This window comes from Pseudoalteromonas sp. NSLLW218 (assembly GCF_015864775.1).
Taxonomy (GTDB): Bacteria; Pseudomonadota; Gammaproteobacteria; order Enterobacterales; family Alteromonadaceae; genus Pseudoalteromonas.
In genome coordinates, this window is sequence record NZ_JADYWO010000009.1 from 23,995 (window position 1) to 45,758 (window position 21,764).

At 40.3% G+C, this 21,764-nt stretch carries 22 protein-coding genes; 7 read left to right on the forward strand and 15 right to left on the reverse strand.

From position 1 onward, the window contains the following. Nucleotides 1-153: 153 nt before the first annotated feature. Nucleotides 154-1,101: a PDC sensor domain-containing protein gene (locus I6E80_RS14610; RefSeq protein WP_197185857.1), complete on the forward strand. Its 948-nt coding sequence runs from the start codon at nucleotides 154-156 to the stop codon at nucleotides 1,099-1,101. A gap of 35 nt (nucleotides 1,102-1,136) precedes the next feature. Here I6E80_RS14610 and I6E80_RS14615 read toward each other — a convergent pair whose 3' ends face one another. Continuing rightward, complete coding sequence (locus tag I6E80_RS14615; protein WP_197185858.1) at nucleotides 1,137-2,756, reverse strand: M28 family metallopeptidase; 1,620 nt, start codon at nucleotides 2,754-2,756, stop codon at nucleotides 1,137-1,139. 142 nt (nucleotides 2,757-2,898) lie between these two features. Here I6E80_RS14615 and I6E80_RS14620 point away from each other — a divergent pair, with 142 nt between their 5' ends. Continuing rightward, nucleotides 2,899-3,048: a hypothetical protein gene (locus tag I6E80_RS14620; RefSeq protein WP_007585545.1), complete on the forward strand. Its 150-nt coding sequence runs from the start codon at nucleotides 2,899-2,901 to the stop codon at nucleotides 3,046-3,048. Between the two features lie 106 nt (nucleotides 3,049-3,154). Here the strand turns inward: I6E80_RS14620 and I6E80_RS14625 are convergent, their stop codons facing one another. After that, nucleotides 3,155-3,394, reverse strand: a complete 240-nt coding sequence (locus I6E80_RS14625; protein ID WP_007585551.1) for an RNA-binding protein — start codon at nucleotides 3,392-3,394, stop codon at nucleotides 3,155-3,157. Between the two features lie 256 nt (nucleotides 3,395-3,650). On the opposite strand from I6E80_RS14625, the gene I6E80_RS14630 reads away from it, so the two are divergent. Next, on the forward strand, nucleotides 3,651-4,937 hold the full coding sequence (locus I6E80_RS14630; protein ID WP_197185859.1) for a VCBS domain-containing protein: 1,287 nt from the start codon (nucleotides 3,651-3,653) through the stop codon (nucleotides 4,935-4,937). Nucleotides 4,938-5,017: 80 nt separating this feature from the next. Here I6E80_RS14630 and lipA read toward each other — a convergent pair whose 3' ends face one another. From lipA to leuS, 13 genes are all read right to left on the reverse strand, one after another. Next, nucleotides 5,018-5,983 (reverse strand): lipoyl synthase, encoded by a 966-nt coding sequence (gene lipA / locus I6E80_RS14635; protein ID WP_002958515.1) that lies wholly within the window; start codon nucleotides 5,981-5,983, stop codon nucleotides 5,018-5,020. Next, nucleotides 5,980-6,633 (reverse strand): lipoyl(octanoyl) transferase LipB, encoded by a 654-nt coding sequence (lipB, locus tag I6E80_RS14640; protein ID WP_010554695.1) that lies wholly within the window; start codon nucleotides 6,631-6,633, stop codon nucleotides 5,980-5,982. Before lipB ends, lipA begins: the two co-directional genes overlap by 4 nt. A gap of 19 nt (nucleotides 6,634-6,652) precedes the next feature. Continuing rightward, a complete protein-coding gene (gene ybeD, locus I6E80_RS14645) occupies nucleotides 6,653-6,931 on the reverse strand; it encodes a DUF493 family protein YbeD (RefSeq protein ID WP_002958517.1) in 279 nt (92 codons plus the stop codon). 175 nt (nucleotides 6,932-7,106) lie between these two features. Further along, a complete protein-coding gene (locus tag I6E80_RS14650) occupies nucleotides 7,107-8,270 on the reverse strand; it encodes a serine hydrolase (protein ID WP_024598218.1) in 1,164 nt (387 codons plus the stop codon). A gap of 53 nt (nucleotides 8,271-8,323) precedes the next feature. Next, complete coding sequence (locus I6E80_RS14655; RefSeq protein WP_197185860.1) at nucleotides 8,324-9,088, reverse strand: septal ring lytic transglycosylase RlpA family protein; 765 nt, start codon at nucleotides 9,086-9,088, stop codon at nucleotides 8,324-8,326. Continuing rightward, nucleotides 9,088-10,194 (reverse strand): rod shape-determining protein RodA, encoded by a 1,107-nt coding sequence (gene rodA, locus I6E80_RS14660; RefSeq protein ID WP_076924810.1) that lies wholly within the window; start codon nucleotides 10,192-10,194, stop codon nucleotides 9,088-9,090. Before rodA ends, I6E80_RS14655 begins: the two co-directional genes overlap by 1 nt. Beyond that, entirely contained in the window at nucleotides 10,191-12,059 is a 1,869-nt protein-coding gene (mrdA, locus tag I6E80_RS14665) for a penicillin-binding protein 2 (RefSeq protein WP_197185861.1), read from the reverse strand. The genes rodA and mrdA overlap by 4 nt, the downstream gene beginning before the upstream one ends. Before the next feature lie 9 nt (nucleotides 12,060-12,068). After that, nucleotides 12,069-12,539: a 23S rRNA (pseudouridine(1915)-N(3))-methyltransferase RlmH gene (rlmH, locus tag I6E80_RS14670; protein ID WP_007585562.1), complete on the reverse strand. Its 471-nt coding sequence runs from the start codon at nucleotides 12,537-12,539 to the stop codon at nucleotides 12,069-12,071. Nucleotides 12,540-12,576: 37 nt separating this feature from the next. Continuing rightward, nucleotides 12,577-12,894, reverse strand: coding sequence for a ribosome silencing factor (gene rsfS / locus I6E80_RS14675; protein ID WP_007585564.1), 318 nt, complete (start codon nucleotides 12,892-12,894; stop codon nucleotides 12,577-12,579). A 55-nt stretch (nucleotides 12,895-12,949) separates the two neighbouring features. After that, the gene (gene nadD / locus I6E80_RS14680; protein ID WP_197185862.1) at nucleotides 12,950-13,585 is read right to left on the reverse strand and encodes a nicotinate-nucleotide adenylyltransferase; all 636 of its coding nucleotides are present in this window, start codon (nucleotides 13,583-13,585) and stop codon (nucleotides 12,950-12,952) included. Between the two features lie 21 nt (nucleotides 13,586-13,606). Then, nucleotides 13,607-14,644, reverse strand: coding sequence for a DNA polymerase III subunit delta (gene holA, locus I6E80_RS14685; protein ID WP_024598223.1), 1,038 nt, complete (start codon nucleotides 14,642-14,644; stop codon nucleotides 13,607-13,609). After that, on the reverse strand, nucleotides 14,644-15,135 hold the full coding sequence (gene lptE, locus I6E80_RS14690) for an LPS assembly lipoprotein LptE (RefSeq protein ID WP_010554703.1): 492 nt from the start codon (nucleotides 15,133-15,135) through the stop codon (nucleotides 14,644-14,646). Before lptE ends, holA begins: the two co-directional genes overlap by 1 nt. A gap of 1 nt (nucleotide 15,136) precedes the next feature. After that, complete coding sequence (gene leuS, locus I6E80_RS14695) at nucleotides 15,137-17,725, reverse strand: leucine--tRNA ligase (RefSeq protein WP_197185863.1); 2,589 nt, start codon at nucleotides 17,723-17,725, stop codon at nucleotides 15,137-15,139. 175 nt (nucleotides 17,726-17,900) lie between these two features. On the opposite strand from leuS, the gene I6E80_RS14700 reads away from it, so the two are divergent. The 4 genes from I6E80_RS14700 to I6E80_RS14715 all read left to right on the forward strand — a co-directional run bounded on the left by I6E80_RS14700 (nucleotide 17,901) and on the right by I6E80_RS14715 (nucleotide 21,636). Then, nucleotides 17,901-18,359: a hypothetical protein gene (locus I6E80_RS14700; protein WP_024598225.1), complete on the forward strand. Its 459-nt coding sequence runs from the start codon at nucleotides 17,901-17,903 to the stop codon at nucleotides 18,357-18,359. Between the two features lie 77 nt (nucleotides 18,360-18,436). After that, entirely contained in the window at nucleotides 18,437-20,872 is a 2,436-nt protein-coding gene (locus I6E80_RS14705) for a Lon protease family protein (RefSeq protein WP_231616802.1), read from the forward strand. A gap of 2 nt (nucleotides 20,873-20,874) precedes the next feature. Beyond that, entirely contained in the window at nucleotides 20,875-21,354 is a 480-nt protein-coding gene (locus I6E80_RS14710; protein WP_024598227.1) for an FKBP-type peptidyl-prolyl cis-trans isomerase, read from the forward strand. A gap of 27 nt (nucleotides 21,355-21,381) precedes the next feature. Then, a complete protein-coding gene (locus I6E80_RS14715) occupies nucleotides 21,382-21,636 on the forward strand; it encodes a hypothetical protein (RefSeq protein WP_076924816.1) in 255 nt (84 codons plus the stop codon). Nucleotides 21,637-21,764: the final 128 nt, after the last annotated feature.

The following is a 21,764-nucleotide window of genomic DNA, read 5'->3' on the forward strand; positions in this document are numbered from 1 at the left end:
TTTTGTGCATTTAATTTAATATTTTATTATTTATTCACCAAAGTAGTGCAAAACACGAGTTTGAATATCATTAAGTTGCTGATTGTTAAGTTATTTTATTATTGGTTTTAAACTTGCAAATCTATTGATAACTTAGGTTAATGAGTGTTTAAAATGGCACGGATGAGTTATATCAGTAGTGTTGAGCGCTACCACGAATATGAGCATGTAATACACAGTTTACTTGAATCTATCTTGATGAGTATTGAGGATGGGTTAACTAAAGAGCGTGATACTCGCTACCTGGTTAAGCAGTACCCATTTCTAGAATTACAATATTGTTTAAATGCAGAAGGTTTGCAGCAGGGTAATAATGTCTGCTTTAAACGGGCATATAGCAAACAACTGGGTGAAAGTGGTAATCAACAAGACTTAAGCGAGCGACCCTATTTTTTGAACGCTAAAACAAGTGATAGAGTGTGCTTTACTGATCCCTACATTTCTATAGCGACTAACCATTTATGTATATCGGCGATTAAAGAACTAAAAAAACCAATTAACAATCAACATTACTTGGTCGTTGATGTGAGCTTAACGCAGCTTATTGAGTTTGTAATGGGTGATACTGCGCGCGCTAATATGTCGCCTTACTTTAAAGCGGGTTACGGTATTATTGTTGCGTGCTTATTTTGCTTAGTATTATTTTTACTGAATATCGTTTTTAGTGATATATACGCGCTATTAACCCATGTAGATACCTCATCAGACCCACTTGAACCCTTTAGTATCATTATTTACATCACCCTAGCATTAGCAGTATTCGATTTAGGTAAAACAATACTCGAAGAAGAAATCCTTATGCATAAGGATATTTTTAGGCACTCATCTACGCGGCGCACTATTACACGGTTTATATCTACCGTGTTAATTGCTATATCAATTGAGGCGCTGTTAACTATGTTTAAAGCGGCGCTGGGGCAATCGGAATATTTAATGCCTGCAATAGCGATGATGCTTGCAGTAGTGGGGCTTTTAATTGCACTGGCTATTTATGTTTATTTAGGAGCAAAGGCCGAAACGCTATTAATGCGGGCTCGTTTAAAGCAAAAATCCTCCAAGTAGGAGGATTTTTATATTACATAACTATTAATAGTTATTTATTGCTTATCTTGCGCGCGTTTGGCTTTAAAGTCAGACTCGCTCGTCCACTTTGGCCAATCGCCATTGTTTGCAAGCTGTGTGGCTATATCAACAATAAGATCTATATCTTGCTTAACACCACCTAACGACCAATCAGCTGAGTAGTCGTCTGCTTCTTTATGATACTTATGCGCAATGTACTCAGGATCGGTATCGCCCAGGCTCATAAATAATAAACTAGGCACGCCTTGCTTAGAAAGCGAGAAATGATCTGATCTAAAAAACAAGCCATTTTGCGGGCGAGGATCCATTTTAACAACACGGCCTTGTGATTTTGCAGCCTTTGCTAAATAGTTTTCCATTGTCGATAAATCTTTACCGTATTGTAAAATGTAGTCAGTGCCATCAAGCACGTTCATGCCATCAATATTTAAAAGACCGACCATTTGTTTTGTAGGTACTACCGCACCCGATGCAAATTCTTCAGAACCAATTAACCCCGTTTCTTCTGCTGTAAAGTTAGCAAAAATAATTGAGCGTCTAAATGGTTTTTGCTTGTTCATTTTGCTCATGATGCGTGCTATTTCAAGCGTGGCTGCAGTGCCTGAAGCGTTATCTACTGCGCCGTTATAAATCTTAGGGCCAGTATCAGTTTGTTTAGTACCAAAGTGGTCCCAATGCGCGCTAATAACAACGTATTCGTCAGGTGATTCGCTACCTGTAATTTGTGCAACTACGTTATGCGATTTTGCATGAGATACTTCGTTTTTAAAGGCAAGGTTTGCTTTTAAGTTAAGTGGCGTCGCTATAAAGTCATCATTTAATGCTGCTTGTTTTAAATCTTGATAGTTTAGCTTTGCGGCGTTAAACATTTTCTCAGTCGCATCAAGTGTTAGCCAGCCCATAACCGGTAATTTAGACGCGTTTAAATTGTTATCCATTAACGTGTATTTGGTGCCGGTGTTTGAACTTTCAACTACGCCCCAAGGGTATGCTGCAGGTGCGGTTTCATGAACAATAAATACAGCCTTTGCACCTTGGCGAGCGGCTTCTTCATACTTATAAGTCCAGCGACCGTAGTAGGTCATTGCATTACCAGTAAAAAGGGCATCGTTTTGAGTAGCAAAGCCTGGGTCGTTAACTAGCACAACCACTGTTTTACCTGTTACATCAATATTTTTATAGTCATTCCAGTTATATTCTGGCGCATTAATACCGTAGCCCGCAAATACAACGTCAGAGCTTCTTACATCAATTAATGGCTGAAGTTGCTCGGTACGTGCGGTAAAGTCTTTACCTGATTCAAAGCTCAAATCACCTACCTTTAACTGCATATCCTGATCAGCTGTCACCATTGCCATTTTTACAGGCTGTAAGTATTTGCCTTTATAAGCGCCTGTTAAACCCAGCGCTTTATATTGCTCGCTTAAGTAGCCTACAGTTTTCACTTCACCATGAGTAAGCGGGCCTCGGCCTTGAAAATCATCAGAGGCTAGCGTTTTAATATGCTGCTTAATATTGCTAAGGCTTACACCGGCTGTATTTTCTAATGGGGTGTGTTCGCTTGCAGGCTCCGAGCAGCCAAATAGTGCAACTAGCAGGCTTAGGCTAGCGCTTTTTAAAAGAGTAGATGCCATAGTCTTCATATTGTTATTTAATTAGGCTTTCAATATAAAGGAAGCACCGCAGCGATGTCGAATTTTTATAGAGAACTTTTCATTCAATTGCAGATTGATTTTATAAGGTGTATAAATAACGAACAACCTAAAGGAGCACATAATGAGCCAATGTAAAAAAAGTGGGTATTTATTTATAGCTAGTGGCATTGCATTTTTTGCTGCTGCAATATTAGCTGAGCAGGAGACATTTTTTGTGTTGTCTGCTTCTTTTATAATATTGGGCACTATAAGTATAAAAAAAGCGGCTTAATAACCGCTTAGTTTTTTTAGTTAAATATAAAGCTTAAATACAATACTTGGCACTAAAAGCAAAAAACCAGCATTAGCTGGTTTTTTAGTATAAGTTGCAGTTAGCTTTATGCGTCTGCAAGCTTTACGCGGATCTTACTTTTATCAACAGTAGATTGGTTAAGTGCTTTAATGGCGCTTTTACTTTCTATGTCGTTTGGCATTTCTAAAAAGGCAAAGCCTTTAGATTGGCCAGTTTCTTTATCAAGTACTAAGTTACAGGTAGTCACTTTACCGTGCTCTGCAAATAAAGTACGAAGCTCATGCTCAGTGGTAGCACGAGACAAGTTACGAACTAATAGTTTCATAATGAACCTAAATAATTATGTCAGTACTAATTATCTCAAGTAACTCAGCTTTAACCTAATTTTATTTTAAAACATATATAAATAAACGTTCTATAGGAATAATTGTTTGTATCGCACTGAAAAAACATAGCTTTTATAATTTTAAATAGATTGCCATCAAATTGGTCATGTTAATTGGTAATTGAGTTGTGGTTATTTGCATAGTTAATTGGTAAGTTTATGTTTTATTAACTTACTATTAACCATAAAGCTAACAATGCCTAAATATAATCTTAAACTGTGTAATGTAATTACAACCGCACTTCTATATTGTTTAGTTGTTGGTTGTGGCAGCTCGGGCTCTGATTCTACGATAAAAAATAATGAAGCGATTACTTTACAAACTCCTGCAATAATTGGTGGCAATAGCCGAGGCGAAGTTATTAGTAATAGTAATGATGCAATAACAGGTTCATTAACTATTACTGATCAACAACTCGGCGAGGCTGCTTTTAAAGCACAAGAAAATAGCGCTACAATCTATGGTTTTTTTAGCTTAAATGCTGGTGGAGATTGGTCATACACACTTGATGATTTAAATACTTCAATAACATCTCTCAATGAGGGGGAAACACTGCAAGACACAATAACAGTAAACTCTGTAGATGGTACTAGCGCACAAATTATCATAACAGTTGTAGGTGCACCAATAGCTCAAGCTGATGGCTTTGAGAACATTTCGAACGTGTTATTACAATCAGATGGTGTAGATTCGGGACTTGGCGCATATACACTTATTGAAAATGCATTCGGCGAAGGGTCAATTGAATCTCCAGACTTATACGTTGGCAATCATGAAAGTGTTGTCCATATTATCGAAGATACCGATACGATAATTGGTAATCATTTTGTATTTTTAGCCCACCGAGATGATGACCAAGATAAAGACAAAGGTGCAAGTGACAGACAACGTAATGAAATAAAAACCTACGATAAATCACCACAAAAAACACTGGCGTTGAAGGGCGAGACATTTCAATACAGCTGGAAATTTAAAGTAAGTAGCGAGCTTGAGCTTACGAGTAAGTTTAGCCATTTTTTTCAAATAAAAGCCCGTAACGAGAGTAACGACAACACCAATGGTAATGACGATCAGCCTATTATCACTCTCTCAGGTGCACAAAAAAATAGTACAGGTAATCAACTACAGGTTCGATATAGCGCGGGGTTTGATGAAAACGGCAACAGTACGGGTCTCGATAGAAACTTAATTGAAACCGACTGGTCTTTAATTACAGATGAATGGGTCGAGGTGTTTGTACAAGCTACATTTAGTGAAAGTGGTAAGCTTGATATGACATTAACGCGCTTAAGCGACAACGCAGTGATATTTAATATAAGCGAGCAAAACATAGATATGTGGCGCGGCTTTAGTGATGATGATTTTGCTCGTCCTAAGTGGGGAATATACCGCTCAATTGTTGAAACCGACAGTCTTCGAATTGATGAAGAACGTGTTAGGTTTGCTGATTTTTCTATCACTAAAGGTAAGTTAGCGCAGTAAGCTATTTGATCAATTAGCATGAAAAAGCCGTTAATAATTATGCATTATTAACGGCTTTTTTTGTTCTTTGATAAAAGTAGTTATTTTACTTCTTTACCCGCTGCTTGTTGATCAGCATGGTAGCTTGAGCGTACAAACGGACCTGAAGCCGCGTGAGTAAAGCCAATTTCGTCTGCATACGCTTTTAAGCCGTCAAACTCTACTGGTGGCACGTAGCGTTTAACCGGTAAGTGATGCTTAGAAGGTTGTAGATATTGGCCTACAGTTAGCATGTCAACGTTGTGTGCACGTAAATCGCGAAGTACTTCTTCAATCTCGCTAATTTCTTCACCTAAACCTACCATTAAGCCTGATTTAGTTTTAACTTCTGGGTGAGCTTCTTTAAAGCGACGAAGTAATTCTAATGACCATTTGTAGTCAGCACCTGGGCGAGCTAGTTTGTATAAACGTGGCGCAGTTTCAAGATTGTGGTTAAACACATCTGGTGGCGTCTCGATTAATATCTCTAGTGCGCGGTCCATACGACCACGAAAATCAGGTACTAAAATTTCTATAGTAATAGTTGGATTGTGCTTACGAATTTCGCGAATACAATCGGCAAAGTGCTGTGCACCACCATCGCGTAAATCATCACGGTCAACCGAAGTGATTACAACGTAGCTTAGCTTCATATCTTTAATAGTTAGTGCTAGCTTTTCAGGTTCAGTGGCATCAGGTTTTAATGGGCGACCATGAGCAACATCACAAAATGGGCAACGACGAGTACAAATAGCACCTAAAATCATAAAGGTGGCTGTACCGTGGTTAAAGCATTCAGATAGGTTAGGGCACGAAGCCTCTTCACATACCGAGTGTAAGCCATGCTTACGTAGCGCTTTTTTAATGCCGTCAATGCGATCGGTTGATTTAGGTAAGCGAATTTTTAACCATTCTGGCTTACGCAACATTTCAGTTTTTTCTGTAGGTAAAACTTTTACTGGGATCAACGCCATTTTTTCTGCGTCGCGTAGTTTTACACCTGGTTCCATTTTGACTGGTTTATTCATTCGTTTTCAAACCCTTCAGTATGCTTAACCTGTGTTGCATTAAGCTTCTTGATCATGTGTTTTACCAATCCTTCACCTGCACTTTCTAGGTTTTGAGGACCATCTAATTCTTTAGTTTGCACCATATTCATGCCCGCATAACCACATGGGTTAATGCGTAAAAATGGACTTAGGTCCATGTTAACATTTAATGCTAAGCCATGAAACGAGCAACCACGACGAACCCTTAACCCAAGGGATGCAATTTTGCTGTCGTTAACGTATACACCTGGTGCATCAGCTTTAGCGTAAGCTTCAATACCATACTCGGCGAGTGACTCAATAATGCACTCTTCAAGCCATGTAACCAGTTCACGTACACCAATCTTTAAACGACGTAGATTAAATAATACATACATCATTTGTTGGCCAGGGCCGTGATAAGTTACTTGTCCGCCACGGTCAACTTTAATCACCTCAATGTCGCCAGGAGCCAGTAAGTGTTCGTCCTTACCAGCCTGACCTTGAGTGAATACACTCTCGTGCTCTACAAGCCAAATTTCATCTGGCGTATTTTCATCACGGGTGTCGGTAAAATCCTGCATTTTTTGCCAAATTGGCATATAACGCTGACGACCCAGTTGGCGTACGATCAAAGTGTTTTCGTTCACAACAAATCTCAACTATGGCTTAAAGCATATGGCGTACGTCATCAATATTGCTGATCACGTTGTAAATTTCTTCAATGTGTTTGCCACTAGTAACCGTTGCTACAAGGCTTACTGACTCGTAATTACCTTTGCTGCTTGGTTTTACTTTAGGGGCGTAATCGCCAGGTGCTATTGGTTGTAACTTAGCTAAAATTTGATCAGTTAAGTTTACATTAGCTAAACCCATTATTCTGAATGTAAATGGGCAAGGGTACTCTAGGTACTCATCAAATTTAGTATCTTTAACAGGTTGAACCACGACGGTGACTCCTCATACAAAAGTGTGGACTCTATGCAAGCTTGAAGCTTAATACAGATAGGCAATTAGCAGTCTTGCTTATATGGGGCGCATTCTAACATTTTTCAAGCAAAAAAAAACGCCTCACAGTGGAGACGTTTAAATTAGTTACCCTAGTTAATAGGGGAGCTATAAATTACTGCATTATCTGTAAGCGTAAGTAATCATAAATTTTGCTAAAGAAGCTGCCTTCTTCCACTTCTTCAAGTGTGACTAGTGGGTATTGAGCAATATCTTCACCCTCTAGTTGTAAGAATAACGTACCTACTTTAGTACCTTTAGCAAGGGGTGCTTCAAGCGTGTTATCTAGCTCAAAGTTAGCTTTAAGGTTTTTGTGCTGACCACGTGGGATAGTAATTGGTGTATCTTCTAAAATACCTAAAGATACGTTCTCTTTGTTACCCATCCAAATACGTTGCTCTGCAAAGCTATCGCCTGCCTTGTACGGAGTAATTGTTTCATAAAAGCGAAAACCATAGTTAAGTAGTTTTTTGCTTTCTACTTTACGAGCGCGTTCGCTTGAAGTACCCATAACAACAGCAATTAAACGCATATCGTTCTTAGTTGCTGAGGTAACTAGGCTGTAGCCTGCTTCTGATGTATGGCCAGTTTTAATGCCATCAACATCTAAGCTTTCGTCCCACAATAATGAATTACGGTTATATTGCTTAATACCGTTATAAGTAAATGATTTTTGCTTATAAAGTGCGTATTCGTCTGGCACATCACGAATAAGTGCAGCACCGAGTGTCGCCATATCGCGAGGAGTTGTGAAGTGCTCGTCAGTATCAAGGCCGTGGCTGTTGATAAAGTGACTGTTGCTCATACCTAATTTAGCAGCATGGGCATTCATTAAATCAGCAAATGCGCTTTCGCTTCCAGCGATATGCTCAGCCATTGCAACACATGCATCATTACCTGATTGGATAATAATACCGTGGTTAAGCTGATCAACACTAATTTGCTTACCTACTTCAATAAACATCTTTGAAGATTCTGGGAAGTTTTTAGCCCATGCTTTTTCGCTTACCGTTACCATATCGGTAGTGGCAATATTACCCGCTTTAATTTCAGTACCAATTACATAACTGGTCATCATTTTAGTTAAACTTGCAGGTGCTAGCTGTGTGTCAGCTTCACCTTCAGCAATTACTTTACCAGTTGTAAAGTCGACTAAAAAATAACCTTTTGCATTAACTTGAGGTGGTGCCGGAATAATTTGGGCGCTGGCTGAGAATACGGCGGCTGTACAAACTAGGCCGCATACACCTTTGAGGATTTTTTGTTTAATAGATTTCATCATACTCATTAATGGTTAAAGTTAAAGATTCGCGTTACGCCATTCTAAAGGTCTTACTGAGTGTAAAGCAAGAACGCGTTTTGAAATTGATTTTGTTTTAATTTTTTTAATACTTCGTCTGCATGAGGGGTGTCTTTTATTGGCCCTAAATGCAATCTGTAAATATCGTCTTTTTGAACGATATTTGTTGGTAATTTGTATTGCTCTCGCAATGTGCTGGCAAGTGCTTCAATGTTAGCAAGTGTACTACCTGCAGCTACCTGAATATAGGTTTGACGCGCAGTTGCGCCCGCAAGCGTAACGGCCTCTAGCTTAACCTTTGCTGTACCATGGGTGTAATAGCCAAGCTTATAAGCGGCTGCGTACGAAAGGTCAATTATTCTATCGTCATGAAACGGGCCCCGGTCGTTTACGCGCACAATTACCGATTTACCATTTGCTGTATTGGTTACTTTAACAAAGCTAGGTAGTGGCAGCGTTTTATGCGCAGCGGTCATGGCAAACATATCGTACGTTTCACCATTTGAGGTGTGGTAACCATGAAACTTACGACCATACCAAGAGGCCACACCTTCCTCGCTAAAGCCTGTCTCATCAAGCATGGGCGAATAACTTTTACCAAGCACTGTATACGGACGGCTAGCGCTGGCACTTTTAGTAACTTCGGTAACTATAGCGTCTTGCATCTCAAGTGTGGTCGGTGCTCTAAGTGGTGCTGCATCATGGCGCATGCTATAACGGCTACTAGAGCCGCTACTACATGCACTTAAAAGCACAATTAATAACGTGGTAAATATAAGCTGATTAGTGTGTCGCATTATTTTAAAAGCATCCTTTTATCTGTTGCGATTGACATAATAATGCCAAATCCTGCCATTAACGTCACCATCGATGTACCACCATAACTAATCAGTGGTAAAGGTACGCCTACAACAGGTAATAAACCCGAGACCATGCCTATGTTTACAAATACATACACAAAAAAGGTGAGGGTGAGCGCGCCTGCGAGCAATTTACCAAATGCATCTTGTGCATTAACAGCAATATATAAACCACGGCCAATAATAAATAAGTACAGGCTAAGTAAAACACATACGCCAAATAAACCAAATTCTTCGCTTAAAACTGAAAATATAAAATCGGTGTGGCGCTCTGGCAAAAATTCTAGTTGCGATTGTGTGCCAAGTAGCCAGCCTTTACCTTCTATACCGCCTGAACCAATAGCAATTTTAGATTGAATAATATGATAACCAGAACCAAGCGGATCGCTCTCAGGGTCCAAAAAGGTGAGTACACGCTGCTTTTGATAATCGTGCATACCGTAGTGCCAAAATGGCCATGCGGCAAGCGCTACAATAGAGCTTAAAAAACCGATTAAGCGCCAACTTAAACCAGACAAAAACAAGACAAATATACCTGAACTTGCAATAAGTATAGCGGTGCCTAAATCGGGTTGTTCTTTAATTAATAATGTAGGGAGCATTACAATCATAAAACCAATAATTAAGTGCATTGGCCGAGGAGGTAAGTGATTACGTCCTATATACCAAGCTACCATCATCGGTACTGCCAGCTTCATTAGTTCTGCAGGCTGAAACCGTGTAACACCTAAATCAAGCCAGCGCTGCGCGCCTTTTGAGCTTACGCCAAACAAAAGTACACCGACTAACATTAATAAACCAACGCAATAAAGGGGGATCACTAAACGCTTTAATGTGGCAGGCGAAAACTGAGCTAAAACAACCATAGCAACAATCGCGCCGCCCATACGGGTCATATGTCTAATCATCATTGAGGATTCTTGACCACTGGCGCTGTATACAACCATTATGCTACCAGCCATCATTATAAGTAATGCAATAAGCAATGGTAAATCTAGATGCATACGCATCCAAATAGAGCGTTTATCGTGCAAAGCGGTCATGGTGTATCGTTCCTTGCAAGATTAACTGGATTGGCTGCAAAGTAGTAATCCATAAGTTGGCGGGCAATTTGAATACCGCCGTGGTTGTTTTCTAATACAACAGAAACCACAATTTTTGGATCGTTGTAAGGTGCAAAACCTACATAAATCGTATTATCGCGTTGGCGTTCTTTAAGTGATTTGGCATCGTAACGCTCACCTTGGGCAATACTGACTATTTGCGCAGTACCTGTTTTACCAGCCGAGTCGTAGTTAGTGCCTTTAAATGCTTTGTGTGCTGTACCTGATATTTTTTTAACCGTGTTATGCATTGCATCTAACGATACCTGCCAATGGCGGGGATCTTTTAAAATAACAGGGGGTTTTTCTTCATTATTTATTTGCGTTACGTCGTTATCTTTTTTTACCACTTGCACCAAATGGGGTGGGTGGTTAATACCACGATTAACTAGTATGTTAGTTGCGTTTGCTATTTGAATTGGTGTGGCAGTCCAGTAACCTTGACCGATACCTACCGAAATTGTATCGCCGCGCCACCAAGACTCTTTAAAACGACCTTCTTTCCATTCTTTTGAAGGGAGAATCGCTGTGGTTTCTTCGTGAATATCAATTCCTGATAAATCACCGTAGCCAAAGCGCGCCATAAAGTCGCTTATTTTAGTAATGCCTAATCGATAAGCTGCATCGTAAAAGTAGGTATCGCAGGATTCTTCAATCGCTTTGTATACATCAACGTGGCCATGTCCCCAGCGTTTCCAATCTCGCCATTTGTGCTCGACGTTTGGAATTTGAAAAAAGCCCGGGTCCCACATCGATGTTGTTTCATTTACTATGTTTTCTTCAAGCGCTAATACTGCCATTAAAGGTTTTACAGTAGAGGCTGGTGCATAACGACCTTGCGTAGTACGGTTTATTAACGGACGGTCTTGGTTAAGTAACGCTTTATAATTTTTGCTGCTAATGCCATGCACAAATAAATTAGGGTCGTAACTTGGGTTTGAATAAAGCGCAAGCACGCCACCATCTTTTGCATCCATAACGACAACAGCGCCACGCATATCTTTAAGGCCATGCTGTGCAATTTGTTGCAAGCCAATGTCTAAGGTAAGTACTAAATCGCTACCAGGTTGTGGCTGGGTCATGCTTAGAGTGCGAATTACACGGCCACGGTTATTAACTTCTACTCGTTGTGAGCCCACTTTACCGTGCAATGTTTCTTCATAGTATTTTTCTAATCCGAGCTTGCCAATATCATATGTAGCACGGTAATTGGTTGCACGGTCTTCTTGTTCTAATTGGTTTAGCTCTTTTCTATTAAGCTTGGCAACATATCCAAGCGCATGCGTTAGCGTGTCGCCAAATGGGTAGTAACGAGCCAGACGTGCCTCAATACTAAAACCAGGGAATTTATGTTGATTAACCGAAAATTTCGCCACTTCTGTTTCGTCTAAGCGGGCTTTTAATACTTGTGATTTAAAACGACGGGTGTGTTTTATATCTTTTAAAAAGTCTTGTTTATCTTGCTCTGTAATCGCAATTATTTTACTTATTTGATCAAGCGATTCGTCAAGGTCATCTACCTCTTCGGGGATGACTTCAAGGTTGTAAACAGGTTTGTTTTCAGCAAGTAGTACACCATTACGGTCGTAAATTAAACCACGGTTGGGTGCAATAGGAATAACTTTAATGCGGTTATCATTGGAGCGAGTTTGGTAGTCTTGGTGATCTTCTACCTGAATAGTATAAAGATTAGAAAGCAATACTGCGACTAATCCTAATACAAAAACAAAACCCACGAATGCTCGCCTAGCAAATAAGTTTGCTTCTGCGGAGTGGTCACGAATAGTGGGTCTATGTTTTAGCATGGCAAGGCGTTACTCGCGATGATAAGGATGGTTGTTATTTAAGCTCCAGCCTCGGTAAAGGCTCTCTGCAACAATTATACGCACCAAAGGGTGCGGCAATGTTAAATTAGACAACGACCATTTTTGCTCAGAAGCCGCAATGCACTCTGGAGCAAGTCCTTCAGGTCCGCCAATAAGTAAACTTACATCGCGGCCATCGAGTTGCCATTTTTCCATATTTTTAGCAAGTTGGTGAGTATCCAGCGCTTTCCCTGTTACCTCTAACGTTACAATACGATTGCCTTTTGGAATAGCCGCTAATGTTTTTTCACCTTCAATGTGTAAAATACGTTTGATATCCGCATTTTTACCACGTTTTCCGGCTTGAATTTCAATTAACTCTAGGGCCATATCTTTAGGGAAACGGCGCTGATATTCTGCAAATCCCGTTTCTACCCATGCTGGCATTTTGGTACCAACAGCAATCATTTGTATTTTCACGTATTACTTCCAAGCATTGTCTAAAATGAGTGAGCGTTTAGCCCCACAGTTTTTCTAGATCGTAATAGCTACGTGCTTCGTTTTGCATCACGTGTACAACCACATCACCTAAATCAACCAGTGCCCATTCGCCGTCGCCTTCACCTTCATAACCTAATGGTTCTGAATCTGCGTGACGTGCTTCTTTTGCTAAATGATCTGCAATTGACTGTACGTGGCGTTTAGAAGTACCAGAACAAATTACCATGTAATCTGTGATATCTGATGTTCCAGTTACGTCAATATGAACGATGTCACGCGCTTTCATATCGTCAATTTTGTCCATAGCAAAGGCGAGTAGTTGTTTTGAATCCAAGGTTTTGTCTCAATTTAAAAATTTAATGGCGCGCATTTTAACACGCTAGGAGTTTTTAAGCATCAATTTGATAGAGCTGATGCACTTCTATGTAATGACTCACTGCATCGGGTAATAGTTCATTCTTTTTATTACTTTTTTTCAGCTGCTTACGAATTGTACTTGAGGCCGCATCGAGCATTTCGCCCGGTAAAAAATAAAGTTTACCTGCAAGTGAGTGTTTAAGTGTTGCTACTTCGCTGGCATTTGCGTGTTGCATATAGCTTTTAAGCTCACCTTTTACAGTGCAATTTTGAGCAGGGCGTTGATACACCACAATATGGCAAAGCTGCGTTATTGCCTTCCACTCAAACCACTTATCTAGGTTGTTAAATGAGTCCATACCAATTAAAAATAAAATAGGTGTAGTGGGGTGCTCTTTACGAAGTTCTTGTAAGCTCAGCAACGAATACGATGGACCGGTTCGATTAAGTTCTCTTAAATCGAGTTCAAAATGAGGATAAGGTGCAATGGCTGCGTTGAGCATATTAATTCGGTGCTGTGTACTAATACCCGGAGCTGCTTTATGAGCAGGGAGTGCACAGGGCATAAAGTAAAGCGTATCTAAATTAAACGCATTTACGCATTGCTGCGCCATATTTAGATGGCCTAAATGGACTGGGTCGAAAGTGCCACCAAAAATTGCGATCATTTAACACCCATTAGTTATTTATTAATTAACCGCGTGGCACGGCATAGGAATGTTGAGCGGCTGGCAAAACTTAATACAAATATGAGCAAGCGCTTGGTAAGGTGCAATTAAATTACCTTGCTTGTAACTGGCATCAAACAACGCTACATCACTGTTTATTTGCTCAAGCGTGTGCATATTTAAACGGTTAATTGCGTTTTGAACTGGACCTTGTTGGTTTTTCCAAATTGCTTTTTGTTTAAATAAATTAGCGATAGGTTCGCCATTTAATAAACCAAGTTGCACACTTATAAGTGTATTAAGCTCTTTGGTTATAGCCCACAATATGCTCACGACTTCAGTGTTATCGCTGGCAAGTTTATTTAATACTTTTATAGCTTGTTTGGCGTGGCCATTTAACAGTGCATCACTTAAATCAAAAATATCAAATTTGGCTTGATTTAACAGTCCTTGCATTACTAATTGCTGAGTAATTAATGCATTGCCGTGCAGTAGCGAGAGCTTTTCAAGCTCCTGGAAACACGCTAATAAGTTGCCTTCAGTGGCATTAATTAAGCTTACCTTGGCGTCGTTTTGTACATTAAGCGATAAACGTTGGCATTGATCGTCAAGCCATCGTTTTACATGCGTGCCTGTAAGCGGGTAACAAGGAACAAATACGCCTTGCTTATCAAGGGCTTTAAACCATGCTCCACGTTGTACTTCTTGGCTAGCTTTAGCGCCTTTAACAATTAAAATAGTATCGGGGTTAACGAGTTCAACCACTTTTTTAAAGGTATTGCTGCCAATAACGCCTGGCTTTTGTTGGTTTAAATCAAGCTCAATAATAGTGCGCGCGCTAAACAACGACATGCTTTGGTACTGGGCTATGATTTCTTGCCAATCGAATCCTTGCATTAAAGTAAACTTAATTACTTCATCAAAACCTTGTTGCTTAGCACTGTCGCGAATTTGTTGTACGCACTGTGCTTCTTGAAAAGGCTCTTCTCCAAATACTAAATAAAAGGGCTTTAGCCCTTTATTTAATTCACTCGGTAGTTGATTAGCGTAGCAGCGCATTATAGTTGCGACAGCTCTCTAACAATACGACGACTGGCCTGCTCACGAATTTCGCTAATAAGTAGTTCAAGCTCTTTTGCTTTTGCTAATGCATGATCCGGATCGTCTTGGTAATTACGATAAAGCTCAAAACGTTTTTCTATCGCTTTTTCACCTGGGCGTTTAACTACATACGATACGCCATAAGCGAGCTCGTATTCAGCAACCTGGCCGTTTTGGAACAGCGAAAGTGTTTGGCGTTCAATGCTTTCTTTACGTAAATACAATTGGGCTTTATCTTTAGCTGACGATACTAACTCTACGTTACTCGCTTTAAGCTCTTTTTTAAGCTCAGTGAATAAAGTCGATTTTTCGTCATCGCCTACAAGTGTTAGCTGTTTTAAGTTATCAGGCAGGCTAGAGGCTTTTTTTAAATGAAAGCCACAGCTTGATAACAAAAAACAGACTAGCACTAAGGCTAGTCCATTTTTAATGGCGTTAAATGCAGCCATATTAGTTAGCTACCACGTTAAGTAGCTTGCCTGGTACGTAAATGATTTTACGAATGGTTGAGCCATCAGTAAATTTAGTTACGTTAGATTCTGCAAACGCAAGGGCTTCTACTTGCTCTTGAGTTGCATCAGCTGCCACAGTTAACTTAGCGCGAAGCTTGCCGTTTACTTGCACGATGATTAATTTTTCATCTTCAACAAGAGCCGAATCGTCAACTTTTGGCCATGGCGCATCTAAAATTTCACCTTCTTTACCAAGCTCTTTCCAAAGCTCATGCGATAAATGCGGAGTAATAGGTGCAAGCATAATGATTAATGCTTCAAGTGCTTCGTTGGCAATGGCTACATCTTGCTTGTCGCTCAGTGGTGCTTTTAATAACTTATTAGAAAGCTCCATAATAGCGGCAATAGCGGTGTTAAAGGTTTGACGACGTTCAACATCGTCAGTCACTTTAGCAATGGCTTTGTGTAAGTCACGACGTAATACTTTTTGTGGGTTAGTTAGCGCCGATTTATCAAGTGCTTGGTAACCTACTGTTTTAACGTCTACCGCGTATTTCCATACACGTTTTAAGAAACGATGCGCGCCTTCAACACCCGAGTCTGACCATTCAAGCGTTTGCTCTGGTGGTGCTGTAAACATCATGAATAAACGCACTGTATCTGCACCATACTGGGCAATTACATGTTGTGGGTCTATACCATTGTTTTTAGACTTAGACATTTTGCTCATGCCTGATGAGAATACCGGCTCGCCGTCTTCCTTATGCCATGCTTTAGTTACGCGGCCTTTATCGTCGGTTTCGGTGTTTACATCGCTTGGCGAAATCCAAATGTCGCCGCCTTTTTCATCTTTACGATAAAATGTTTCAGCAAGTACCATACCTTGACAAAGTAAGCGGTCAAACGGCTCGTCTGAGTTTACTAAACCAAAGTCACGTAATAATTTATGGAAAAAGCGCGAGTACAATAAATGTAAAATTGCATGCTCAATACCACCAATGTATTGGTTTACTGGTAACCAGTAGTTAGCAGCCGCAGGGTCTAGCATGCCTTCGTCGTAGCGTGGGCTACAGTAGCGTGCGTAGTACCAAGACGATTCCATAAAGGTGTCAAACGTATCAGTCTCGTGAAACGCAGGTGCGCCATTTACTGTTGTTTTAGCCCATTCTGGGTCTGCTTTAAGTGGTGACGTTACACCGTTCATTACCACATCTTCTGGTAAGCGAACTGGTAGCATATCTTCAGTAGCCGCAAGTTCTTTACCATCTTCATCGCTAAGCATTGGAATTGGAGAACCCCAATAGCGCTGACGGCTCACACCCCAGTCACGCAGGCGGAAGTTTACCTTACGCTCACCAACACCGAGTGCTTCTAATTTATCGGCAATCGCTTTAAAACCAGCTTCAAAATCTAGACCGTTAAATTCACCCGAGTTTACAAGTACGCCTTTATCGGTAAATGCTGATTCTTTTAGGTTTACTTCAAGATCTGAACCCTCAGCAGGCGCAATAACTTGTTTTATATCTAGGCCGTACGCTGTTGCAAACTCAAAGTCGCGTTGGTCGTGTGCAGGTACTGCCATAACAGCGCCTGAGCCGTAATGCATTAATACAAAGTTAGCGACCCAAATTGGTACTTGCTCGCCCGTTAATGGGTGAGTGGCGTAAAAGCCTGTTGCAATGCCTTTTTTCTCCATTGTTGCCATGTCTGCTTCGGCAACTTTGGTGTTTTTGCATTCTTCAACAAACATTGCAATAGCGTCGCTATTTTTAGCGGCTTCTTGCGCAATAGGGTGACCACCGGCAACAGCAACATACGTAACACCCATAAAGGTATCTGGACGTGTTGTGTATACGCTAAATGTTTCGTCGTTATCGGTGCGTTTAAATTCAATATCACACCCTTCAGAGCGGCCAATCCAGTTGCGCTGCATTGTTTTAACTTGCTCTGGCCAATCTTCTAACTTGTCTAAATCGTCAAGTAGCTCTTGTGCGTAGTCGGTTATTTTAATAAACCACTGTGGAATTTCTTTTTGCTCAACCACAGCGCCTGAACGCCAACCGCGACCGTCAATAACTTGCTCGTTAGCTAATACGGTTTGATCCACTGGATCCCAGTTAACTGTCGACATTTTTTTATACACTAGGCCTTTTTCGTAAAGCTTAGTGAAAAACCACTGCTCCCACTTGTAGTATTCTGGATGACATGTCGCAATTTCGCGATCCCAGTCATAACCAAAACCTAATTGCTTAAGTTGGGTACGCATGTAATCAATATTTTCGTATGTCCACTTAGCTGGTGCTGTTTTGTTTTTAATAGCAGCGTTTTCTGCAGGTAAACCAAACGCATCCCAACCCATAGGTTGCATTACGTTTTTGCCTTGCAGGCGCTGGAAACGAGAAACAACATCACCAATGGTGTAGTTGCGCACATGACCCATATGCAGTCGACCACTCGGATAAGGGAACATAGAAAGGCAGTAATACTTTTCTTTGCTCTCATCTTCAGTGACTTTAAATACCTGGTTTTCTTCCCAGTAGCTTTGTACTTTTGACTCTATATCTTGCGGGTTATATTGCTCTTGCATCTATGGTTCCAGACTTCTTGCAAACTAATAAAAAATTGCCATTAGGATACCCCAAATAAAGTGCTATTCACAGCGTCAAAAACGCGGTTTTGATAAATTATAACCTTCAGTTCAGGTTAACCTATACTTATCTAAGTTATAGGGTGATTTAACAGCAATTTTGAAGGAGTATAAAATGGCAGATTATAAAGCATGGCTCAGCGATTTAACCAACTGGCTAAAAGATGTAAAAGATCACGAAGTAAAAGATACAGTTACTCGGTTTGTTGAATCTGAGCAGGCACTTAAAGATTTAGGACAAGAAAAGTACGGGTTATACAAAAGTTACTTACAGCGCGATATAGAACATGTCCAAGAAAACGAATCACACTATAATTCGCTTGCATGGCAAGAGCTTAAAGAGTCTCTTTGGTTTGAACTTTCGCACATAGAAGATAAAACTCAACTTGAGTGGCAATCTCTTAGTCAAGATTTTAAGCACAATGGTGTGTATCACGCAGGCGAATGGATAGCCATGGGCACATTAGTATGTAAGAATTGCACCCATAGTTACGATGTTTATCACGCTACACAAATTACACCGTGTATTGAGTGTGATGGAATCTATTTTAGTCGTAAGGCACTGCACCCTTAAATATAAGTATTAAGTGGCTGCGGGCCACTTAATACGCCCAAAGGCCAGCGAATATGCTGGTAAAAAAAGAAGTTAGAATGACGAAAAAATTGCTGCCACTATCTGTTTCAAAGCTCGCACCGAGTATTTCTACTAATCACGTAAACACGTGTATGAGCAATCCATACCCAGAGCAACTTACGTTTATAGGCCAACAACGCGCCCAAAGTGCTTTAGATTTTTCATTAGGGATGGAACTGCCGGGTTACAACGTTTATGTAATGGGCGAGGCCGCTCACGGGCGCTTTACGCTTGTTAAAGACAAACTTAAACAACACGCAAAAGACCGCTCAACGCCAAACGAATGGTTATACGTAAATAATTACGATGACCACAGAGAACCTATTGCGCTGTTTATGCAACCGGGCCAAAGTAAGCAACTTAGTGACGACATAGATTCATTTTTAGATGAAGTACTCGACACCTTTCCTGCTGCATTTGATAACCCAGCGTATCAGCGTAAGAAAAAATCAATCGATCGTGAGTTTAACGATGCCTACGATAGTGCTATTACCGCAGTAGAAATTGCCGCACTTGAACAAAGCGTTGCGTTAGTCGAAGAAAAAAATTCTGTAGGGTTTGCACCACTTGTTGATGGTAAACAGTTAAGCGACAGTGAATTTGGCGAACTTGAAGAAACATTGCGTGAAGAATTTTTTGAAAAAATAGAAAAACTCGAAGATGCATTAATAGAAGCGTTAATAGAGCTGCCACGTTGGAAACGAGAATCAAAAGAAAAACAACGCAATCTTAAAAAGTCGACTGCAGAGCAAGCCACTAAACCACTTTTAAAAGACTTAGAACATAAATACGCAACTCACATTGGCGTACTGCGTTATTTAAAAGATATACGCGTTGAAATTATAGACGCGGTACTTGAATGGCTCGATGACGAAGATGAAAGTGAAGAAAGCAAAGAAGACTTTGATCGCAAAGGCATGCTTACCGACTTTTTTGCACCTAATATTTTAGTTGAGTTTAAAGAGGACGACGCCGCACCGGTTGTGTACGAGCCTAACCCAACATTTGGCAATATATTTGGCAAAATTGAGTACTCAACTTCGCAAGGCTCTTTAATTACCTGTTATCGCTCAATTCAGGCCGGTGCATTGCACCGTGCTAATGGCGGTTATTTAATTATGGACGCTGAAAAAATCATGGCAAACCCACAAGTGTGGGATGGTTTAAAACTTGCGTTAAAAACACATCAAATTAAAAACGATTTACCGTATCAAGACAGCACAGTAGGGACGAGCTTTACACTTCGCCCGCAGCTTATACCGCTTGACGTTAAAATTATTTTATTAGGTTCGCGTGAGTTGTACTACACCATAGGTGAATACGATGAAGAATTTGCAGAGCTATTTAGAGTATTAGCCGACTTTGATTATTACTTGCCAAGTAGCGATAAATTGCAATATCAGTTTATTACTAAAGTAACCGAGTATTGCGAGCAAACATTAAAGTGCACTGCAACCCAGGCTGCTATGGTGCGTTTACTTAAATTTAGTTACCGCCAAGCTGAGCATCAAAATAAATTATCAGCGCGTTTTGCTGATGTGCTTGAACTTATTGCAGAAGCCAGTTACTACGCAAAACAAGACAAATTAGCCGTTATTGACGCGCACCATATTGACGAGGCCATTGAAGGCAAGCAATACCGTACCGGCCAAATTAGCGAAAATATGCTCAGTGATATAAAAGAAGGTCACACACTTATTGCAACCGACGGCCAAGCCATTGGTAAAGTAAATGGCTTAACCGTATTACACATTGGCGATACCTCATTTGGTACTCCTGCGCGTATTACGGCAACGGTTTATGCGGGCGCCGATGGCGTAATAGATGTTGAACGCGAAGCTGAGCTTGGTAAAGCAATTCACTCAAAAGGTGTTATGTTGCTTACCGGTTATTTAGGTAATAAATATGCGCAGCACTTTAGCTTAACGCTTAGCGCTAATATTGCTATTGAGCAAAGCTATGGCTACATAGATGGTGATAGCGCATCTTTAGCAGAGTTGTGTGCGCTTATTTCGTCTATTACAAGCCTACCTATTAGCCAATCAATTGCGCTTACAGGCTCTATTAACCAACATGGTGATGTACAAGCCATTGGCGGCGTAAACGAAAAAATAGAAGGCTTTTTTAAACTGTGTAAAATGCGTGGTTTAACAGGTTCGCAAGGCGTTATCATTCCTAAATCAAACCAAGTTAACTTAGTGCTTGATGATGAAATACTTAATGCGGTTGATGCGGGTAAATTTAATATTTACGCAGTTGAAACCGTAGACCAAGCGCTTAACTTATTAATGGATATAGAAGCTGGCGATATTATTGATGACCAGTATCCAGAAATCTCAGTAAACGGTATTGCGCTTGCTCGTCTTAAAGAGATTGCCGACATAGTAAACGGCGATGATGACGAAAAAGACGAAGAGCCAGATAATGAAAAGCTAGACAACGAAAAAGGTTAATGATGATTAATATAATTTTGGCGGTAGTTATCGCCATTTTTTGTTTTTTAATATTTCAAAATAGTAAAAAAGCAAAACAACAAGCAGGCATAAATGCACAAATAGGTGCAGACTATTTAGCCGCTAACGCAAAGGTAGAGGGTGTAGTCGAAACCACATCAGGCTTACAGTACAAAATAGTGCATAAAGGTGAGAGTGAGAACACACCGAGCCCAACAAGTATGGTTAACGTGCATTACCACGGCACACTAATCGACGGCACTGTGTTTGACAGTTCAGTAGAGCGTAAAACACCTATTAGCTTTGGTTTGCACCAAGTTATTAAAGGTTGGACTGAGGGCTTACAACTTATGAGCCCGGGCGATAAATACACGTTATATGTACCGCACCAATTAGCGTACGGCGAAAAGCGTGTAGGGAGTATTCCTCCTGCCTCAGTACTTATTTTTGAAGTAGAGTTACTGGCAATTGAGTCTGAGTGATTAAATTAAATAACAAGGAAGTAAGTTATGAATAAAGACGAATTACTTAAAATAGCCAAGGGTGATATTAATTTTACCTTTCAATCTATTATTTATGCATTAGCGCTGTGCTTACTCGTTGCAGCTGTTTTTTTACTAGAGATGAGCGTTAACTTACAAATGGGTTTAATGGTTTGTATTATTGGTGTGTTTGGCATGACTATTTATAATAATTTAAATACCCGCCTAAATGCGGCACTTGCACTTATTGCGCTCTCACAAGATAACCAAAGCACTAAGTAAGCAACGAGTTAGTTTAATAAATTGGTATAAGCCCTACTTTAATAAAGTGGGGCTTTTTGCTTTTAGCTAACAATAAAATTTACTCAAGGATTTTAATACGAGGTCGATACCTATAAAAGAGGCAAAGC